Here is a 17,666-nt window from a genome sequence, read left to right on the forward strand (position 1 = left end):
CTTGCGGTCTGTTTTGACATCGCCAACCTATTGCTGCAGCATTCAGCTTGATGCTCAAAAAAATCCTTTCAAACTCTAGCAAAAGCTGGCCTCAGCGAGCGCTTGGGTGACACGAAAACACGACCGATCCACCTTCAGACCGCTAAATCGAATAGGTCCGGCGGGGCGTCGATCCGTCTGCCACCCGCTCTCAGGTCGAGCGCATTGTTCCAAAGGATCTGCGCACGAGACCGGGGCAAGTCTCGCAACGCGATCGCCACTCCGTCCCGGTCGCGGCATGTTCTCCCCCAATCCTCGTCCTTCATGTCGCGCCAAGCGACATTCAGATGGACGCATGTATGCTCGATGAGATGCCTGAGCGCGCGGGGTGGCAGGGTGCACCCCAATGCAACCTCTGCCTGGTCGGGGGAGATGCCGATACCCAAGCGACCGGCGCCGGGTGCCTGGATCACGGCATGGATGACATCAGCAAAACGGCGCGCATGATACCCGGTTTCGGCAATGATCATCCGGCGTGACCGCGCGCTGCCAACGGCACGAACATCAAGCGCGCTGTCGGACAAACCGTTCAGCAACCTTAAGAAATAGGCTGTCCCGCCCCGCGCCCATGCCAATTCGCGCGCTGGTGCGTTTGCTGCATCATACCGCGCGCCCCGCCCTTGCCGCGCTATCAATGCCGCGCGCGCGACGTCATTCATCCATCACCACCGTCCGCGCAAAGTGCAACCGCTCCATGATCGGCGCATCCGAAAAGTGGAAGAGGTCAAACTGACTTTCTGCCTGCAATGACCATGAGACCCAAGACGGCACAACGAACATATCGCCAACGTCCAGACGATGTTCCATATCGTTAATCACAACGGCTCCCGTGCCCTCGAAGACCTGAAACACCGACGATCCGACGTCGCGGCGCGTTTTGCTGGCAGCACCAGCGCGCAGGCGGTGGAATTGGCACCGGATCGTCGGCATCACATCGCCGCCAGTTGTCGGATTGACGTAACGGATGGCGGCATGGCCCTGTTCGACCGTGGCGGGCTGGCCCTCGTCCTCAAGCAACAATTGTTCTGTCAGGGCGCGGTCGGTAAATTCCCAACGGTATGCGCCAATCGGGCTGCTGACGGTATCACGCAGGCCCGACAAGGGCCGTAAACCGGGGTGGCACCAGAGCCGCTCTCCCTGACTGAAATTCGGTGTGGCGTAATCGGTGACCGTCTCCGATCCAAACTCGAAAAAGCCCACGTCGTTCTGGCGACTGAACGGAATGTCCAGCCCGTCAATCCATGTCATCGGGTGATCGCTGACATTGTGATGGCCGTGAAAATTCCATCCCGGCGTCAGCAGCAGATCACCCCGCGACATACGGACGGGATCACCATTCACCACGGTCCAGACGCCTTCGCCCTCAACCACAAATCGGAATGCGTTTTGCGAATGGCGGTGCTCGGGCGCGGTTTCCTTTGGGCCGAGGTACTGAATAGCGGCCCAGAGTGTTGGGCTGATGTAAGCGTTGCCGCCAAGACCGGGATTGGCCAACCCCAGCGCGCGCCGCTCTCCCCCGCGCCCCACCGGTACCAGATCACCTGACGCGCGTGCGAGCGGCATCAGATCAGCCCATTTCCACACATGCGGCACGGCGTTCGACGCGGGGTGCATCGGCATCAGATCACCAAGTTGGGTCCACAGTGGAACAATATGCTGCTCCTTGAACCCGGCATAGAGCTTGCGCAGTTCGGGCGTATCTTCGGGCTGCATGCTGTGTTTGACGGTGTCGTGGGTCGGCGCGTCTTCCATTGGGCTCTCCTGTTTAGGCGGCGTCGGGTTGCGCGGGCGGTGCTGCCTGTTGAAATGCTTCCAACTTGCTCAGGGCTGCAAAGATACGGGATATCGTCGGCCAGTTGGACAGGTCTATGTCGAAGCGCTTGTTGTTCCACACCTGCGCAAAGAGACAAAGATCGGCCATTGTCGGCGTGTCGCCGTGACAGTAGCGCCCCGTTTGGCTGTCGGCAGCAAGACGGGTCTCGAACCCGTCAAAGGTTGTCGTCACCCAGTGCGCAAACCACGCCTTTATTGCCACATCATCCGCCCCCATCTGTTCCTCCAGATAGGTCAGCACCCGCAGGTTATTCAGCGGATGAATTTCGCAGGCAATCATATAAGAAAGCGCCCGCACCCGCGCGCGTCCCGCCGCATCTTCAGGCAGCAAAGCGGGCGTGGAGTGGATCTCGTCAAGCCATTCGATAATGGCAAGCGATTGATCCAGCATCGTACCATCCTCCAGCTCAAGCGTCGGGACCAGACCGCTGGGGTTCATGCGCAGATAGTCTTGGGTGTGGGTCTCCGCGTCGCGCAACTTGTAGGCGACGTAATCGTAGTCCAGACCTTTCAGGTTCAGCGCGGCGCGCACCCGTGTCGAGGTCGATGAGCGGAAGAAATTGTGCAGTCGCAACGTCATGCCCGAGGTCCAATCACGGTCGAGATTTCGCCAAGCCCCGCAATTGAAACAACACAGGTATCGCCCACAGCGAGCGGGCCGACACCGGCGGGTGTGCCGGTCATGATCAGGTCACCCCGGCGCAACTCGATTGAACGGGAGATCGTCGAAATGACTTCTTTCACCGACCAGATCAACTCCGACAAATCAGCGTCCTGCCTGACTTCGCCATTCACCGTCAGGCTGATCCTGCCGCTCTCAGGATGGCCAGATTGCGCCACCGGATGTACCGGCCCGACCACAGCAGAGCGATCAAACGCCTTTCCCCAGTCCCAGGGCCGCCCCTTTTCGCGCGCAGCGAGCTGCAAATCGCGCCGGGTCAGATCATTGCCCACAGCATATCCCCAGACGTGATCATACGATGCCTCGACCGGAATATTTCGTCCGTCTTTTCCGATGACGACAACCAGTTCGGCCTCGTGGTGGAAATTCCCGGTCTCTGCGGGATAGGGGATCACCTGCGCGTCATCGACGACCGCATCGGCGGGCTTGGTAAAGAAAAATGGCGGATCGCGGTCCGGGTCTTTGCCCATCTCACGGGCATGGGCGGCGTAGTTGCGTCCGACACAGAAGATACGGCGCACTGGCAGCCGGTCATCGGAATTGAAGACAGCGATACTGGCGGGCGGTGCGGGTGGAAAGACGAATGACATGATTGCTACTCCCGAAAGCTTTTTGTAATTCTTGAACGTGCCAGATCAGCCTTGCATCAGTGCCTGACGGTCTATCTTGCCTGTCCCGGTCACCGGCAATTCTGCGCGGTATTCCACGATCCGGGGATATTTGTAGGGCTGCAGGCGCGATTTCACAAAGCTGCGTAGCGCCTCACTTTGGGCATCATCCCCAGGCAGGCCATCGCGCATCTGCACCACCGCGCGCAGGCTCATGCGGCGATCCTCCAGCTGGTGAGCCAGCACAGCGCAGGCGTGGACGTCGGGGTGTTCGTTCAGACACCTCTCCACTTCCAGTGGCCAGACCCATTGCCCGGACACTTTGATCATCTCATCGGAACGGCCCTGAAAATAATAGTACCCGTCGCGCTCGACAAAACGGTCGCCGGTGCAAATCCAGTCGGCCTGCATGGTCTCGGCGGTTTTATCGGGGCGGTTCCAGTACAGCGGTGCCGAGGACTGCCCGCGCACGTACATCACGCCTTCTTCTCCGTCGGATGGCGTTGTCCCGTCCGCGGCAACAAGGCGTATCTCGTACCCAGGCACACGCGCGCCCGCGGCGCCGATGCGATGGTCGTCAATCGTATTGCACAGATAGATATGCAGCATCTCGGTCGAGCCGAGGCCCTCGGTCGGCCCATGCCCCACCAATTCGACCCATTTGGTATAGACCTCTTCGGACAGGATCTCGGCCGCCGACATGCTTTGCCGCAAAGACGATAGATCGGTGTTGCCCGCGTTCGGATGCTGCGCCACCGCCGTGAAAAGCGTCGGCAGGCCGAACAGAACAGTCGGCCGGTATGTCTCGATCATCTCCAGCACCGCGTCCGGGCGCGGCTGTCCCGGCATCAGCAAGGTCGTGGCACCGACGGAAAAGGGGAAGGTTACGGAATTGCCGAACCCATAGGCAAAGAACAGCTTTGGCACCGAAAAGCAGATGTCATCGGCATCGAGCTTTAGGATGTTCTGCCCAAAGGACGCCTCCGTATAGGCCATATCATGGTGCAGGTGCACGATCCCTTTCGGTCGCCCGGTTGACCCTGACGAATACATCCAGAACGCCATATCATCGGGTCCGGTATCCGCGCATTCGAGCTGCGGCGGCTGCCCACGCAGGAAGGATTCTGCAGATTTGGTGCCTGCCTGTTCCCGCCCACCATTTGCCAGCACAATCGTTTCTATCGCGGCACCTTTGGTAACCGACTTATCGAACCTGTCAGCCAGGGCAGCTTCGCAAACGGCGACGCGCGCGCCGGTATCCTTGAGGAGATAGTTCAGCGTCTCCGGCGTCGTCTGTGTGTTCAGCAGCACCGGCACAAACCCCGCGCGCACTGCCCCGAAGAATGCCGCAACAAAGATCGGCGTGTCATCGAGGAAGAACGCAATGCGCTGCCCACGCGTCAGGCCTGCGGCGACAAAGGCATTCCCCCAGCGTCCCGCCAGCGAGGTCAGATCAGCATAGCTCAACGCGCCATTCGGTCCGATCACAGCCGTCTTTTCGGGATTTCTGTTCAGGTTGTCCCACAGGATTGCCGAGCAGTTGGGAAAGGCGTCTTTGTTGAACCCGATCTCCTGTGCGCCCGCGACGTCCTTTGCCACAGGGTCGATCAGCCCGTTTGGTTCCTCCGCCTTCGATGCTTCATACCGAGCGGCGAATTCCGGCGCGATCCGCCGCAGCCGCGCCCCATCCACACGCCCCGACCGCGTGATGTAGTCATAGGCAAAATCGAGCGGTTCGAGCGCCATCTTCTCCGCAAAACTGTCATACCATGTCGCAGAGGTATTCGCGGCATCCACGATCTTGCGCGCGACCGGTAAACGCGCCGCCTGAAAGCTCTCCAATGCGGTATCAATGTTATCGTGCCCCGCCAGCGCGGTGACCAATGCGAGGCTGTCCTCCAGCGCGAGGCGCGTTCCCGATCCAATGGAGAAATGCGCGGTATGTGCGGCATCCCCAAGAATGACGTGCCGCCCCGACACCCAGTTGTTGCACCACAGTTTCGGAAACTGCCGCCAGGTCGACTTGTTGGTAATGAGCTGTGCGCCTTCCAAAACATCGGCGAAAAGAGTTTGGCACAGGGCCGCGCTGTCCGCCTCTGCCATGTCTCCAAAACCGTGTTTGCAAAACGTCGCATCATCACATTCGACGATGAAGGTGCTTCGCTCCGGGTCGAACCGGTAGTGGTGCGCGTTCAACGCCCCCTTGTCAGTCTCGATAAAAGTCTGCGTCAGCGTCTCGAATGATCTGTTTGCGCCAAACCACGCGAAATGATTCCCGAAGGTGCCCCACTCCGGCGCAAAGACGGCCTCATTCTGCCCGCGCACCATGGAGTTCAGGCCATCGGCACCGACAATCAGATCGGCGTTAATATCCTCAAGCGACGGCACCAGATGGGAGAAGTGCATCTCCACCCCGAGACTGTCGGCACGCTTACGCAGAATTTCGATCAATTCCAGCCGTCCGATGGCGCTGAACCCGACGCCATCCAGCACCACAAGATCAGTAGGCAATTGCAGCGTCATGTTCCGCCAGCGCTCCATCTGCGGCGTGATCAAGTCGTAGATTTCCCGATCCGCGCCTTGCAGAAAGGACAGCGCCTGATCTGAAAAAACAACGCCGAAGCCAAAGGTCGCGCCCTGTGGGTTTTGCTCGAACAGTTTCACCTGAACGTGCGGCATCATTCGGCGCAAGAGGATCGCTGTGTAGAGACCGGCAGGCCCACCGCCGATGATGACAAAGGTTTTGGTGCACAGCATCTGTCTATTCCTTGCCAGTCGACTTTCGCCCTTGCAGCTTCTATTTAATTATTCCACAATATGCAATTAATTTTACAGAAAGGAATATTGATCAAACAAGTGAGCTTAGAATTTTCAGGGCTGCGATCTGGCAGGGGCAGTGTTTTGTCCGCGTGCTGGCAGCTGGATGGACAAGCCGTTCCATAGGTGACTTCGACGAAACTGGGGCATCCCGAAATATGTCGTGCAGAGGATGCCAAAGCGATTTTCCGGTCGAAGCGGGCGCATAATTAGCTCGGCTCATGCGCGATGGTGATGTTTGTGCCCTCATTTGCAGGCCTCCGAACACGTGGTCGTTGGGTTTGACCTATGCTGGCACCATATGTGACACGGTTTGATTTACCGACAGCCAGAGACGCGCGTTGTTTGTCCATACAGATCAGCGTATGAGAACAGCTGAAATGCAAGCTTGTACGATCAGTCATGGATGCTCATGAAGAAACCCGGTGAAGCGTCAGGACAAAGCGGTGGCATCCAGTCGCTCGATGCCGCCCTGCGCGTTCTGAAAGTGCTGGCGGATCAGAGCGAGTCCACCACACTCTCCGATCTGGCCCGCGTCTGCGATATGCCACTGAGCAAAGTGCACCGTTATTTGTCGTCGTTCCAGCACGCAGGTTTGGTGGAACAGGCAGGCAAATCGGGAAAATACGACCTTGGACCAGAGGCTTTAATCCTGGGGCTTTCCGCAATCGGGCGGCATGATTTTGTGAACCGTCCTTCTGCCGATCTCGCCGATTTGCGAGACGAAACAGGGCTCACTGTGCTGCTTTCGGTCTATGGTAATGAAGGTGCAACAGTCGTGCGGTGGGAACGTGCGGCCGCGCCGGTGGTGACCTCCATGGGCCTCGGGACCACCTTGCCGCTTCTCACGTCCTCGGCGGGTCGCGTGTTTCTAGCGTGGGGACCCAAAAAGCCGACAAGAATCGCCTTAGGCAAAGAGCTGGGTCGTGCCCGACGAAATCCAGGGTTGGCCAAGGACTTCGCGCCAACTCAGGCGGGCATAGATGATTTGGTCAAAGGCATTAAGGCGCGCGGCTTTGCATCTGTTGACGGCAGTTTCATCCCTGGTCTGGTTGCACTCTCCGCGCCCATTCTTGATTGGCAGGACGAAGCGCAGGCGGCAATCACACTGATCGGAACCGACCCGAGCCATCTTATTGATGGATCAAAGACCATTCACAACCTCATCGAGTTTTGCAAACATCACTCTGTATCCACCTGATTCTACTTGGCAAAAGACCCTGGCCTGATGACCGCACGTTCGGCAGGCTTAGCTTCCAAAACCACTTGCGCTGATCACCGCAACGAGGACGGTTGCATTACCGTCATCACCGCACTCAAAGCGATACTTCGCAAGTTGCTCCGCAAAGGTCACTGTACCCTAATTAATCAGATTCTACGGATTGGATAAGTTTTTGGCGGTTTTTGTACCCTTAATTGCAATATATCCACAGGGCTCTGCGTCATTGCCTGACGCAGCTCTGGCACTTCCATATTGCATCGGCTCGCGCCAAAAGCGCTTGACGGTCTGCATCGGGACCAAGCTCAGAGATAGCGTGGCGGGCTGCCCGCAAGGCACCATCGGACACGAATGGTCGGTTCGCTTTTTGCGTTTCTTGCTTTGGCGTAGGCTCTGCTTTCTGTTGGCGCGGAAGACACCTCTCGGGGTCTTGCGACAGCTTGCGCACCTTCTCGATCAGCCGACGGTGCTGAGGAAAGGTGCGGCGGATCTCCCAGAATGCCCTGTCGTTTCCGCACAGCAAGATGGCAGCGCCCAACAGTGGACGAGTAGTGCCGACATCCACAGTCGCAAGCGATATGAACCTCTCTAACTCGCTCTGCGACGTGAGTTGCCCCGTGTATGCCACCGAGCAACTTCAAAACGTACAGAGTAAGGGCGATCCGTCGCATGCACCGAAGATCGTTAGCTTGGACCGCGGTTTTTAGAGTTGCCGCGCCGCGAGCAGCGCGGAGGTGTAGCCGGTTTGATATGCGATCGGCCGGATGCCGCGCCACAAGGGATCGGCCGCAGGCTTCGCATGTCAGCGACCAGGCAAATCGCCAGTGGCGCAAGATCAGTCCAAGGGTCTGTCTCGCACAGTTCGCACAAACTTGGAAGTCGTCGTTAGACATGCATTGAACGGGAAGATGCATCGCATTCGGGAGAGTCATGGCCACGATCTCATCCCGGGTCTGCTGAACCGCCGAACATAGACGAGCCCAGTTCACCGCACATAGGTCACCGGCATACTCCGGCACCCTGCCCTGCCTCAAGTGGACGGCATGTCATCTCTTGTTCGGAAACAAAGACTAGTTGGATGAAGGAGGTGATTTTGTCTGGAGACGAAGACGACTATGATGTCTTTTTGCAGAGCTGGGAGCCAAGTGAGAGCCTCCGTCATGCCACCCTTCCACGCAATCTAAATGATCCACTCATACGGGATCGGTTCATGAATGGTGGCATCTACACGGGATCGGTCATCCGAAGCGAATACGCTTCTGGGACAAAAGCGATGGACGTCCAAGAGATCGTCGCAAGGGGTCACGACTTTTTCAGATCAAAGCACAAAGAGTGGGCTGCCGCGTTCGGGGACTATGTTTTGGGCAGAGGCGTTCCGAATGAAAAACTCGATGCATTCGTGACGAGGTTTTCGAATTTGTGGGTCGATGGAACGGCGCGACGTCAAGCTTCATCGGAGATGCTCGCCATCAAGGCGTCGATCCGCGACTTCGATCTACTTTGTTGTCCCGACACCGCGGGGTGTTTCGTCGAGGAAACCATCAACGACTGCATTCAACCCCTATTCACTCCTAAAGAAATGGCCGCTGTATTCGAGGCCAATAACGGGCTGATCGATGCCCTAATCCCAGACTACATCGACTTTCTAGGCGCAGAAGCGCCTTGGCTTTCTTGACGGGCTCTATGTGCGCCGCGGTGTTTATATGCCTCCGGTCGACGCGCAAATCCGGCGCGAAATCCACTACCTTAGCTCCTTTTCACTTGCGCTAGGTCCAGTAGAGCAGTTCGCTCAGACATGGACCAACGAAACAAGGATGAAGGTACTGCTTCCATCTTTTCGGCACCCTTGGCAGCGATCCAAAATCGCGTGGTCGCCTTTGCTCCGTTCATCGCTTCCATGGATCTTGGTTGGCTCGAACTCATTGTTGCACCACCATTTGAAAGTATAGCGCTTAATGATAACGGACTTCACGGCGGTATCCGCGAGTACAGTTTCGAGTAATATCCAGTGCCGGAAAGCTTCAACCCGTCTATGCGGATGTGCGCAACTTGGAACCGGCCCCTAGCCGCCGTTCATCACTTAAGTTACGCCGCGGTACAGCTTACTCAGAACGGACTTTCGTGCTCGGCGTATCAATTGGTTACTTTCAGTGCAACTGAGCATGAACAAGATAACCTTCGACTTCATTTTCACCAATAGCGCGCAGGGCTTCTAGCCGGTGATATCCCTCGACTAGAACGTAACCGCCGCCTTTTTCGGTTCGCAGGCGTATAGGCGTGGTTTGCCCGTTTTCTAGTATATCGTAAGCGCTGTCTTCGACTTTGGCGGGGTCCAGAGTTTTCTTACGTTTGAGCGGAATGCGAACGTCGGCAATAGTGAATTTTTCTTTTACAGGCATAAAATCAACTTGCACCAAACTGCGGCACTTGAGCAAGGACTTGCACCGCGAAGTCCACAAATTTCTAAGTCTGTCTTATGGAGCCATAAGCTAACAGCAAATCTATATTGGCCATGAGTTCATAAAGTACCGAGCTATTGGTCAAATCGAAGCCACCGTTGATGAACGGCCCATACCCGGCATTGGCGCTCAGCTAGCATGCTGCCGCCGCAGCCTACATTTCAGACATTCGCTGCAGAAGCGAAGTTCATCAGCGCCTATCAGCACCTGGAGGTCGGAAGCGCGGGACAAACCCGACCTAGTGGACACTATCCGGAAGGTCGGGTTTCTTCCACAGATCTACCGTTTGAACTGCGCTGGCAAAGTGGCCTTTGCAAACTATTCAGGCACTATTTCTCCGGGGAGTGAATTGACTGTCATGGTTTCATCTGGGCGGAAATGGATCACCGATCGGATTGACTCGCCTGCTTTGAGTAGGTCGAAGGCTGTGTTGATCTGGCCGTGGTTCATGTGGTGTGTGATGTAAGGATCAACGCTGAATTCACCGTTCATCCATTCATCCACCATGCCGGGCAGCTCGCTGCGCCCTTTTACACCGCCAAAAGCCGTGCCGCGCCAGACCCGGCCTGTGACCAGTTGGAACGGGCGGGTTGAGATCTCTTGTCCGGCACCGGCCACGCCGATCACTGTACATTCGCCCCAGCCCTTGTGGCAGGATTCCAGCGCCGCACGCATCAAACCCACATTGCCCACCGCTTCGAATGTATAGTCCAGGCCACCATCCGTCATTTCAACCAACACATCCTGGATCGGAGCATCATAGTCCTTGGGATTGATGCATTCGGTCGCGCCAAGCGACTTCGCCAACAGGAATTTCGAGGGGTTAATATCAATGCCAATAATCTTCGACGCGCCACTCATCACCGCACCTTGGATGACGGCCATACCCACCGCACCAAGGCCAAATACAGCGACAGTTGCGCCTTTCTCGACCTTAGCAGTGTTGCGCACCGCCCCCATTCCTGTTGGTACCGCGCAACCCATAACCGAGGCTTTGGAAAGGGGTGCTTCTTTGGAGATCTTCGCCACGGAGATTTCGGGCAAAACAGTATACTCGCTGAAAGTGCTTGTGCCCATGTAGTGGAGGATCTGCTTGCCCTTGTAGGAGAACCGCGACGTGCCATCGGGCATCACCCCTGCACCTTGGGTCTGGCGAATGGTTTGGCAGAGGTTTGTCTTGCCGGACTTAATATAGGGGCAATTCGGATCTTCGGGGATGTAGAGCGGTATCACATGATCACCGGGTTTGACCGAAGTCACGCCGTGGCCGATTTCCTCAACGACGCCGCAACCTTCATGCCCGAGAATACAAGGGAAGAGCCCCTCGGGATCCTCGCCGGACAGGGTGAACACGTCCGTGTGGCAAAGGCTGGTGGTAACGATGCGAACCAAGACTTCACCTTCTTTCGGACCTTCCAGATCAATCTCTTCGATCTCAAGTGGCTGGTTCGGCGCCCAGGCGATAGCAGCGCGTGTTTTCATGTCAGATCCTCCCTCTTAGTGGATTGGATGGCGCATATGATCGGGTTCTTCATCCGGATCGGTAACGGGGTCGAGCACCAAGACCAGCCGCGTCTCGCCAGTACCTTCGATGGGGGGCGAGCGATGCAGCAGGCCGGAAGCTGGTTGCGTTGGCCACAGCGTTCCGCGCAACAAGATCGGTGCGCCGGTTGGAACCGTGAGGACCTGCGCTGGGTCCTGCCCATCGGTTGAGATGCCGTACTGTGTGCCGGTGCCACGATAGGTGCAGACCAGTCGGGCAGTGATCGCGTCGATGTGAAACTTCCGGCAGGCATTGTGGGCTACCACATCAAGCCGCAGTCGCAGATAGCGCGCCGACATCAAATCCGCAAACAGGGCAGCCAGCGTGCCGATGTCAGTCTCGAACCAATCGCGTTCGAGGCCTTGCGGAAGGTTCGCGATGTCGCAAAGTCGAGCAACTGTGCTGACCACAGCCTCTTTCGGCAGGATAACCCGCCCTTGCGGCAGCCGATCAGGTTCAAGGCCATCCAGCCACGTTTGAACATCCTGCGGCGTTTGCCGACGCCAGATCGCTGCGGCACACCCGGGTTTTAGGAACGCGTTCAAGGAGGTAGGATCATCCGCGATACCCACGCCAATTGCGGCATCTCTGACAACCTCTGTGGTGAAATTCATGCTGCATCCTCCACGCGACGCCAGCCTGGGAAGGGGTCGGGCAAGTCGACGGGCAAGGCACCCGGCCCGGCCGCTGCAGCAAGGGGCAAAAGACAGTCATCAAGTTTGGCTTTCAGTGCCGCCCAGTCGATGTCTGAGCCGATGAACACCAATTCTTGACGCCGGTCACCCCAGGGCTCGCACCAGTTTTGCTTCATATAGTCTTGAGCCGAGGCGTGGTCTGGCCAGCGTTCTTTCGGAACCGACGCCCACCACGTCCCAATCGGCTTGACGCTTGACAGCGCGCCCGCGAGGGAGAACTCGGCAACCCATTCGGGCCGGGTCGCGATCCAGAAGTGACCTTTTGCGCGGATAACACCCGGCATGTCGCCGTTTAAAACGGCGAGGATTTTCTCGGGGATGAAGGGCTGGCGCGCGCGGTAGACGTAGGATGTGACGCCATATTCCTCGGTTTCCGGCACATGATCAGCAAAGCCGTAAAGCTCTTTGGCCCACATTGGATGCTCATGCGCTTTGTCGAAGTCAAAAAGCCCCGTATCCAGAATCTTTTCGGCGGCGACTTCCGAGTGATTGGTTTCGATGATCTCTGCGTCGGCGTTTAGGCTGCGGATGATCTTGCGAGCGGCATCCACCTGCTCTGGGGTCGCGTCCGCGACTTTGTTCAGGATGACAACGTCGGCAAATTCCATCTGATCCGTCAACAGATGAACCAGCGTCCGTTCATCTTCCTCGCCCATCACTTCACCGCGATCACGGAGGAAATCATGACTTGAGAAATCTTGCAGGAGGTTCACAGCGTCGACAACGGTCACCATCGTGTCGAGGCGAGACACATCGGACAGGCTGTCGCCAAACTCGTCCCGGAAGTCAAAGGTCGCCGCGACAGGTAAGGGTTCAGAAATCCCTGTGCTCTCAATAAGCAGGTAGTCAAACCGCCTTTCCGCTGCCAGTCGGCGTACCTCAGCCAACAAATCATCCCGCAAGGTGCAGCAAATGCACCCGTTCGACATCTCCACCAGCGTTTCATCTGTCCGGCTCAGTTCCGTATCGGCACGCACCAAATCTGCATCAATGTTCACCTCGGACATGTCGTTGACGATCACCGCAACACGCCTACCCTCGCGATTATTGAGCACACGGTTCAACAGTGTGGTTTTGCCTGCACCAAGGAAACCGGACAGAACTGTGACAGGAAGACGGGTATCGGTCATTGGGTCAGTACCTCTCTTTCGGATTGTGATGTTGCCTCGGGCGATTGTGCAGCACGGAGCATCTCAAGGCTTCGCTGGATTTCAGGGCGGTCTAGGTTGCGGCCGATGAGAACAATGCGCGTCCGGCGGTCCGTACCGGTCCAATTTTGCAGAGGCACGGGCGCGTCGAAGATCTTCTGAACACCGTGAAATGCAAACGGCGTCTCGATCCCGTCAAGAAAGAGAATGCCCTTCACACGCAGGATGTCGTTGCCTTTGTAATGGATCAGTGTGTCGAACCATTTGTCGAACATTTCATCATCCATCGCTTTGTCGAGGATGATCGAGAGGGAGGTGATGTCGCTGTCATGCGCGCGCGTTTCGAACACCGAGATCGGCTTTGGTGCCAACCCCGACAAATTACCTAGCGGCTCCAAAGCTTTGGGTGTCGTCCAGCCAAGTGCCTGCGTTTGGCTGGCCGTGTCGCGCAAACCAGTCAGATCCCATAGTTTGCTCGGGTCAAAGCCGCTGTCTCGCGACATCACGATATCCGCGGTGGAGTTTATGCTCCGCAGCCGCTCTGTCACGGCGATCACTTGTGGTGCAGGTATCAGATCTTTCTTGCTCAGAATGAGAAGATCCGCCATGGCAACTTGCGAGACCGCTTCAAACTGTGCATCCAGCGTTGCCAGTCCATTCACGCCGTCCACGACCGTTACAACGCCGTCAATACAGGTACTTCGAACCAAAAATGGGTCTTGTGTAAACGCCTGCAGGATTGGGCAGGGGTCAGCCACTCCGGTGGTCTCGACCACGACCCGCTCAAAATGAATGAGGCCGTCGTCGCGCTTCGTAAGCAGACGCTTGACGGTTTTCGATAGATCGTCCAGCACAGAACAGCAGAGACAACCTGATTGCATCAGCACGATCTCTCCACTGATCTCCTCAATCAGATCGTGATCGAGCCCTGCCTCGCCAAACTCGTTCACGATCACAGCGATACGCCCAGAAGTGTCATCGGACAGGATCGCGTTGAGCAGAGTCGTTTTCCCAGCACCCAGGAATCCGGTCAAAAGAGTTACAGGGAGCCTTTGGTCTGGCATGTAAAGATCCGTTGGAGCATTCAGATAATGTAACTTAAGGAGTTACTAGATTAACGCAACATCTAAAGTTACATTTAGGCAAGAAGTCACCCGAAAAAGAAGAATGAAGCGCAACAGCCGACTGTCACTTGCATTGCACACATTGAGCCACATGGCGGTTGAACCAGATCGTGTGCGAACGTCTGTCGACATCGCCGATCACGCTGGAACCAACCCAGTTGTTGTACGGCGCGTCTTGTGTCTTTTGCGTGACGCGGGATTGCTCACCTCAGAGACAGGCCATGCCGGAGGTTGGCGTTTGGCGAGAAGTCCCAGCAGCATTTCTTTGGCAGATGTCTACCTAGCGAAGCAACGTACAAAGTGGGCTCTCAGCCCCCATCGGATGCGGTGCGGCATCTTCTCAATCTTCGCTTCAGCTGGCGACATGAGCGGCCCTTTCCCACCATTTTCGAGTCAGGCCACGCTGCAATGCAGCTTCACAGAACCTGCTATTCGCAACGGTGGCGCGAATGGCGGTTAACTGGCCCACTACTATAAAATGAGCATACTTTCATTCTTAGTCAGCTCCGCTTTCACGAAGCTGATGTTTGTTGAGGCTGTGAGCGCAATAGTCGCAAAACAGCCCCGGCTGAAACGCGCAATTACATTAACTGCGCCGGCATAAATGTCTAAAGTCTAAATGGTCATCCCGGCTCTACGGGACCGCCAGCCTCTTTCCAGTCTTTGAAGCCACCCACGTTGAAGACAGTTTCAAAACCCATGTCTTTCAGCGTTTTTCCGGCAAGAGCCGCTTGTCCTCCCAGCCCACAGACCAGGTAAATCCGCGCATCTTTCTTGAGGGCTTCATTGTGGTAGGGCAGCTCACTGTCGGCAGCAAATTCGATGAAACCGCGTGGGATGCGCAGCGCACCTTGGATTGTACCGCTTGCAGCGATGTCTGCGCTGTCACGCACGTCAACAAACACGCCGTCTTCTCCGTGATGTCTCACGGCCACGTCAGAGGGGATGCGTTCGACGATTGCATTGGCATCATCGAGGAATTGGGTAGCAGTTTTCATGAAGGTGTCCTTTTTGATTTTCGGGCCATACGAACTGGCAGCGTCAACACAGGCATGGCTGAAGCTGCCCGCACTCGTTACTCGGATCGATAGGCAATCATCGAAACTTCGACAAGAACCGGCGCATCGGGACGTCCGCCAGGCAGCTCCCGCACGGCAATCGCCGCACGGGACGGCGGCGTTTCGCCCTGGCCCCAGAACGTTCCGTAGACTTCGTTGAAACCACCATAGAGCGAGATATCGGACATATAGACCGTCGCGCGCACGGCGTCGTTGAAATCATAGCCTGCTTCTTCGAGCACGGCTTTGAGGTTTTCCATCACAATCATTGTCTGATCCTGAATGTCATTCTCACCGTCGTTCGCGTATGCGGGGATCTCTCCGTCCACATAAGGGATCTGGCCGGAAACATAGAGGAATCCGTTGCTGGTTTGGATGCCTGGCGAATAGGGGGCAATGGGGACATTTCCGGCGGGATAAACGCCTGTCCGCGCATCCTGCGCCAGTGTTGCGGTTCCGGTCATGCCCGTGAGGCCAATCGCTGCGCCGAGGATAATCTGTTTCATAGGTCTGCCTTTCTGGGAGGATCAGCGCGCCGCTTCAATGATCATTTCTGCGACGAATTCCGGCTGCGACACGGCAACAGCATGGCTGGCATCGATCTCGCGTGCTGTTGCGCCGATTTTCTCGGCGAATTGGCGCTGTAAAGCGGTCGGAGTCATGTAGTCTTCGCCCGCAATCACATAGAAGCTCGGTTTTTCCTGCCAGGCGGCATTTGCGACTGGTTCACTAAGTGCTGCACTGTTCAGCAGTCCTTGCGTTGCGGCCATGACCTCGGCTTGTGCAGCCTGAACGTCATGCGCAAACAGCGTCGCCATCGCATCGTCCGGCAGATAGAAGAACCCATCCCCGTCTTGCTGAAGGGCTTCGATACCCGGCGCGGGGAACGTTTCCAGATCTGCAGCCTCGCCAAGAGATTGGCCTGCATCAGGAGCATAGGCCGCGATGTAAACCAACGATATTACCTTGTCATCGACACCAGCCTCGGTGATGACCTGCCCCCCCCCAGGAGTGCCCGACAAGCACCACCGGACCTTCGGCGCGGTTGATGGCGCGCTGCGTGAAGGCAACGTCCCCGTCCAGCGACACAAGGGGGTTCTGGACAGCGATGACGTCGAGGCCAGCTTCTTCTAGATAAGGGATAACACCCTCCCAAGCAGAGCCATCAGCAAAGGCACCATGAACCAGCACTGCCGTTCTTGCCGTCAGGTCTTGCGCGACCACGCCGGTTGTCCCTGCGAAAACTGCCGCGGTCACCGCGACGGTCTTAAGTAAAGCGGTCTTTATCATCTCAACGTTCTCCCAGTTTATTAGCTAGATAATCATTAGCGTACTATGTAAATGATTAAGATAAGAGTCAACGAATATTTCGTGCCCTATCTTTAAGCATTGGATTTGGATCTGAACGCTTTTGTTACTGGCCTGTCATCCGATCCCGTCTCGGATCTTGGTAAGTTCGGTCAGGAGTTGTCCGGCCTGTGCGTCGGTCACTTTGACAGCGCAGCCAAGCCGCTCAGGGATGCGTGCCGCGATATCGCGGTAGCTGTTGGCTTTGTCGGTCAGGGATACAAGGACACGTCGTTCATCATCAATGCACCGAGTACGCTTCACTAAGCCCATGGCCTCCATTCTCTTGATCAAGGGGGTCGCAGTCGGGCTTTCGATTTCCAGTTCGCGCGCAACGGATTGCACTGTGAGCGGGCCCTGTTCCCATAAAACAAGGAGCACGAGATACTGAGGATAGGTAATGCCGATGTCCTTAAGCAGATCAGCATAAACTTTTGTGAACGCCCGCGATGTCGCATACAGCGCGAAACAAAGTTGATCCCGCAACAAGGGACTTGGGCTATGGTTACCGTCCGGCACAGTGGATCCTTTCTGACAGAGATAGCTTCATAGCAGTTAGTGTCCTAATAGCTCAAGCCGCAAGAATTGCTCGTGGTTCGGCGAACTGATCCAAGAACTGGTAAGCCCGGCGAAAAATGGCGGTCCTAATGAAGGTATTTGCCACGAAAGCGATCCACTTCGTAGAAACTATTCAGCTCATCGCAAGCTGTTAATAGGGTCGAAGTGGCAGGGCCGCAGAAACATTAAAAAAGATGCAAGGCGTGACAAGTCTGGTCCATTACGCCGGTTAAAAAAGTCATGTTTGGGTCGATCTATAGCCCACGCGGGACATTGATCTGGTTTCTACTGGATGACGGCAGCGCGGGACACTGCTGCTGTTCACCATAATGCTTCCAGCGGCAACTGGTAAGCCGTCCGCAGCTACGTTGGCCGGGGGGCGGGTCGAGGGCTACCCCGAAGACATCCAAGGACGAAATAGGCAGAGCCTAACCTGCTGGGTGAAGCAGCCGGCACATCCCCTTTGCGGACATCCGGCCATACTTAATATCAATTTACCCATTTCCCAAAACCTGACCTTCGCGCATCGTGCAGCA

18 protein-coding genes and 1 pseudogene are annotated in these 17,666 nt (G+C 56.5%); 4 read left to right on the forward strand and 15 right to left on the reverse strand.

What is annotated here, in order from left to right:
* Positions 1-134: 134 nt before the first annotated feature.
* From Q1A20_RS24460 to Q1A20_RS24480, 5 genes are read right to left on the reverse strand one after another with little or no spacing between them, the layout of a single operon-like run.
* Positions 135-698, reverse strand: coding sequence for a maleylpyruvate isomerase N-terminal domain-containing protein (locus Q1A20_RS24460; RefSeq protein ID WP_299410825.1), 564 nt, complete (start codon positions 696-698; stop codon positions 135-137).
* Positions 691-1,791 carry a cupin domain-containing protein gene (locus Q1A20_RS24465; RefSeq protein WP_299410823.1) on the reverse strand — a complete coding sequence of 367 codons (1,101 nt, stop codon included), beginning with the start codon at positions 1,789-1,791 and terminating at the stop codon, positions 691-693. The genes Q1A20_RS24460 and Q1A20_RS24465 overlap by 8 nt, the downstream gene beginning before the upstream one ends.
* Positions 1,792-1,804: 13 nt before the next feature.
* Complete coding sequence (maiA, locus tag Q1A20_RS24470; protein WP_299919303.1) at positions 1,805-2,452, reverse strand: maleylacetoacetate isomerase; 648 nt, start codon at positions 2,450-2,452, stop codon at positions 1,805-1,807.
* A complete protein-coding gene (locus tag Q1A20_RS24475; protein ID WP_299410821.1) occupies positions 2,449-3,144 on the reverse strand; it encodes a fumarylacetoacetate hydrolase family protein in 696 nt (231 codons plus the stop codon). Before Q1A20_RS24475 ends, maiA begins: the two co-directional genes overlap by 4 nt.
* A 45-nt stretch (positions 3,145-3,189) precedes the next feature.
* A complete protein-coding gene (locus Q1A20_RS24480; RefSeq protein ID WP_299410820.1) occupies positions 3,190-5,919 on the reverse strand; it encodes a benzoate-CoA ligase family protein in 2,730 nt (909 codons plus the stop codon).
* A 472-nt stretch (positions 5,920-6,391) separates the two neighbouring features.
* Between Q1A20_RS24480 and Q1A20_RS24485 the strand changes: the two genes are divergently transcribed.
* From Q1A20_RS24485 to Q1A20_RS24495, 3 genes are all read left to right on the forward strand, one after another.
* Positions 6,392-7,180, forward strand: coding sequence for an IclR family transcriptional regulator (locus Q1A20_RS24485; protein WP_299410819.1), 789 nt, complete (start codon positions 6,392-6,394; stop codon positions 7,178-7,180).
* 1,096 nt (positions 7,181-8,276) lie between these two features.
* On the forward strand, positions 8,277-8,873 hold the full coding sequence (locus Q1A20_RS24490) for a hypothetical protein (protein WP_299410818.1): 597 nt from the start codon (positions 8,277-8,279) through the stop codon (positions 8,871-8,873).
* Between the two features lie 120 nt (positions 8,874-8,993).
* On the forward strand, positions 8,994-9,200 hold the full coding sequence (locus tag Q1A20_RS24495; RefSeq protein WP_299410817.1) for a hypothetical protein: 207 nt from the start codon (positions 8,994-8,996) through the stop codon (positions 9,198-9,200).
* A 145-nt stretch (positions 9,201-9,345) separates the two neighbouring features.
* Here Q1A20_RS24495 and Q1A20_RS24500 read toward each other — a convergent pair whose 3' ends face one another.
* The 5 genes from Q1A20_RS24500 to Q1A20_RS24520 all read right to left on the reverse strand — a co-directional run bounded on the left by Q1A20_RS24500 (position 9,346) and on the right by Q1A20_RS24520 (position 14,107).
* Positions 9,346-9,597, reverse strand: coding sequence for a ParB N-terminal domain-containing protein (locus Q1A20_RS24500; RefSeq protein ID WP_299410815.1), 252 nt, complete (start codon positions 9,595-9,597; stop codon positions 9,346-9,348).
* Between the two features lie 378 nt (positions 9,598-9,975).
* Positions 9,976-11,139 carry an S-(hydroxymethyl)glutathione dehydrogenase/class III alcohol dehydrogenase gene (locus Q1A20_RS24505; protein ID WP_299410813.1) on the reverse strand — a complete coding sequence of 388 codons (1,164 nt, stop codon included), beginning with the start codon at positions 11,137-11,139 and terminating at the stop codon, positions 9,976-9,978.
* Positions 11,140-11,154: 15 nt separating this feature from the next.
* Positions 11,155-11,814 (reverse strand): DUF1826 domain-containing protein, encoded by a 660-nt coding sequence (locus tag Q1A20_RS24510; RefSeq protein WP_299410812.1) that lies wholly within the window; start codon positions 11,812-11,814, stop codon positions 11,155-11,157.
* Complete coding sequence (locus tag Q1A20_RS24515; RefSeq protein ID WP_299410810.1) at positions 11,811-13,025, reverse strand: GTP-binding protein; 1,215 nt, start codon at positions 13,023-13,025, stop codon at positions 11,811-11,813. The genes Q1A20_RS24510 and Q1A20_RS24515 overlap by 4 nt, the downstream gene beginning before the upstream one ends.
* Positions 13,022-14,107 (reverse strand): GTP-binding protein, encoded by a 1,086-nt coding sequence (locus tag Q1A20_RS24520; RefSeq protein WP_299410809.1) that lies wholly within the window; start codon positions 14,105-14,107, stop codon positions 13,022-13,024. The genes Q1A20_RS24515 and Q1A20_RS24520 overlap by 4 nt, the downstream gene beginning before the upstream one ends.
* A gap of 103 nt (positions 14,108-14,210) precedes the next feature.
* Between Q1A20_RS24520 and Q1A20_RS24525 the strand changes: the two are divergent.
* Positions 14,211-14,453: pseudogene (locus Q1A20_RS24525) on the forward strand (Rrf2 family transcriptional regulator); the annotation flags it as partial.
* A 337-nt stretch (positions 14,454-14,790) separates the two neighbouring features.
* Here the strand turns inward: Q1A20_RS24525 and Q1A20_RS24530 are convergent.
* The 5 genes from Q1A20_RS24530 to Q1A20_RS24550 all read right to left on the reverse strand — a co-directional run bounded on the left by Q1A20_RS24530 (position 14,791) and on the right by Q1A20_RS24550 (position 17,091).
* Entirely contained in the window at positions 14,791-15,165 is a 375-nt protein-coding gene (locus Q1A20_RS24530) for a rhodanese-like domain-containing protein (protein ID WP_299410807.1), read from the reverse strand.
* Positions 15,166-15,242: 77 nt separating this feature from the next.
* Positions 15,243-15,731, reverse strand: coding sequence for a RidA family protein (locus Q1A20_RS24535; protein ID WP_299410806.1), 489 nt, complete (start codon positions 15,729-15,731; stop codon positions 15,243-15,245).
* Between the two features lie 21 nt (positions 15,732-15,752).
* A complete protein-coding gene (locus Q1A20_RS24540; RefSeq protein WP_299919309.1) occupies positions 15,753-16,247 on the reverse strand; it encodes an alpha/beta hydrolase in 495 nt (164 codons plus the stop codon).
* A complete protein-coding gene (locus Q1A20_RS24545; RefSeq protein ID WP_299919311.1) occupies positions 16,195-16,515 on the reverse strand; it encodes an alpha/beta fold hydrolase in 321 nt (106 codons plus the stop codon). The genes Q1A20_RS24540 and Q1A20_RS24545 overlap by 53 nt, the downstream gene beginning before the upstream one ends.
* A gap of 135 nt (positions 16,516-16,650) precedes the next feature.
* A complete protein-coding gene (locus Q1A20_RS24550; protein ID WP_299410801.1) occupies positions 16,651-17,091 on the reverse strand; it encodes a MarR family winged helix-turn-helix transcriptional regulator in 441 nt (146 codons plus the stop codon).
* Between the last annotated feature and the right edge of the window lie 575 nt (positions 17,092-17,666).

Origin of the sequence: uncultured Roseobacter sp. (assembly GCF_947501835.1) — a bacterium.
Taxonomy (GTDB): domain Bacteria; phylum Pseudomonadota; class Alphaproteobacteria; order Rhodobacterales; family Rhodobacteraceae; genus Roseobacter.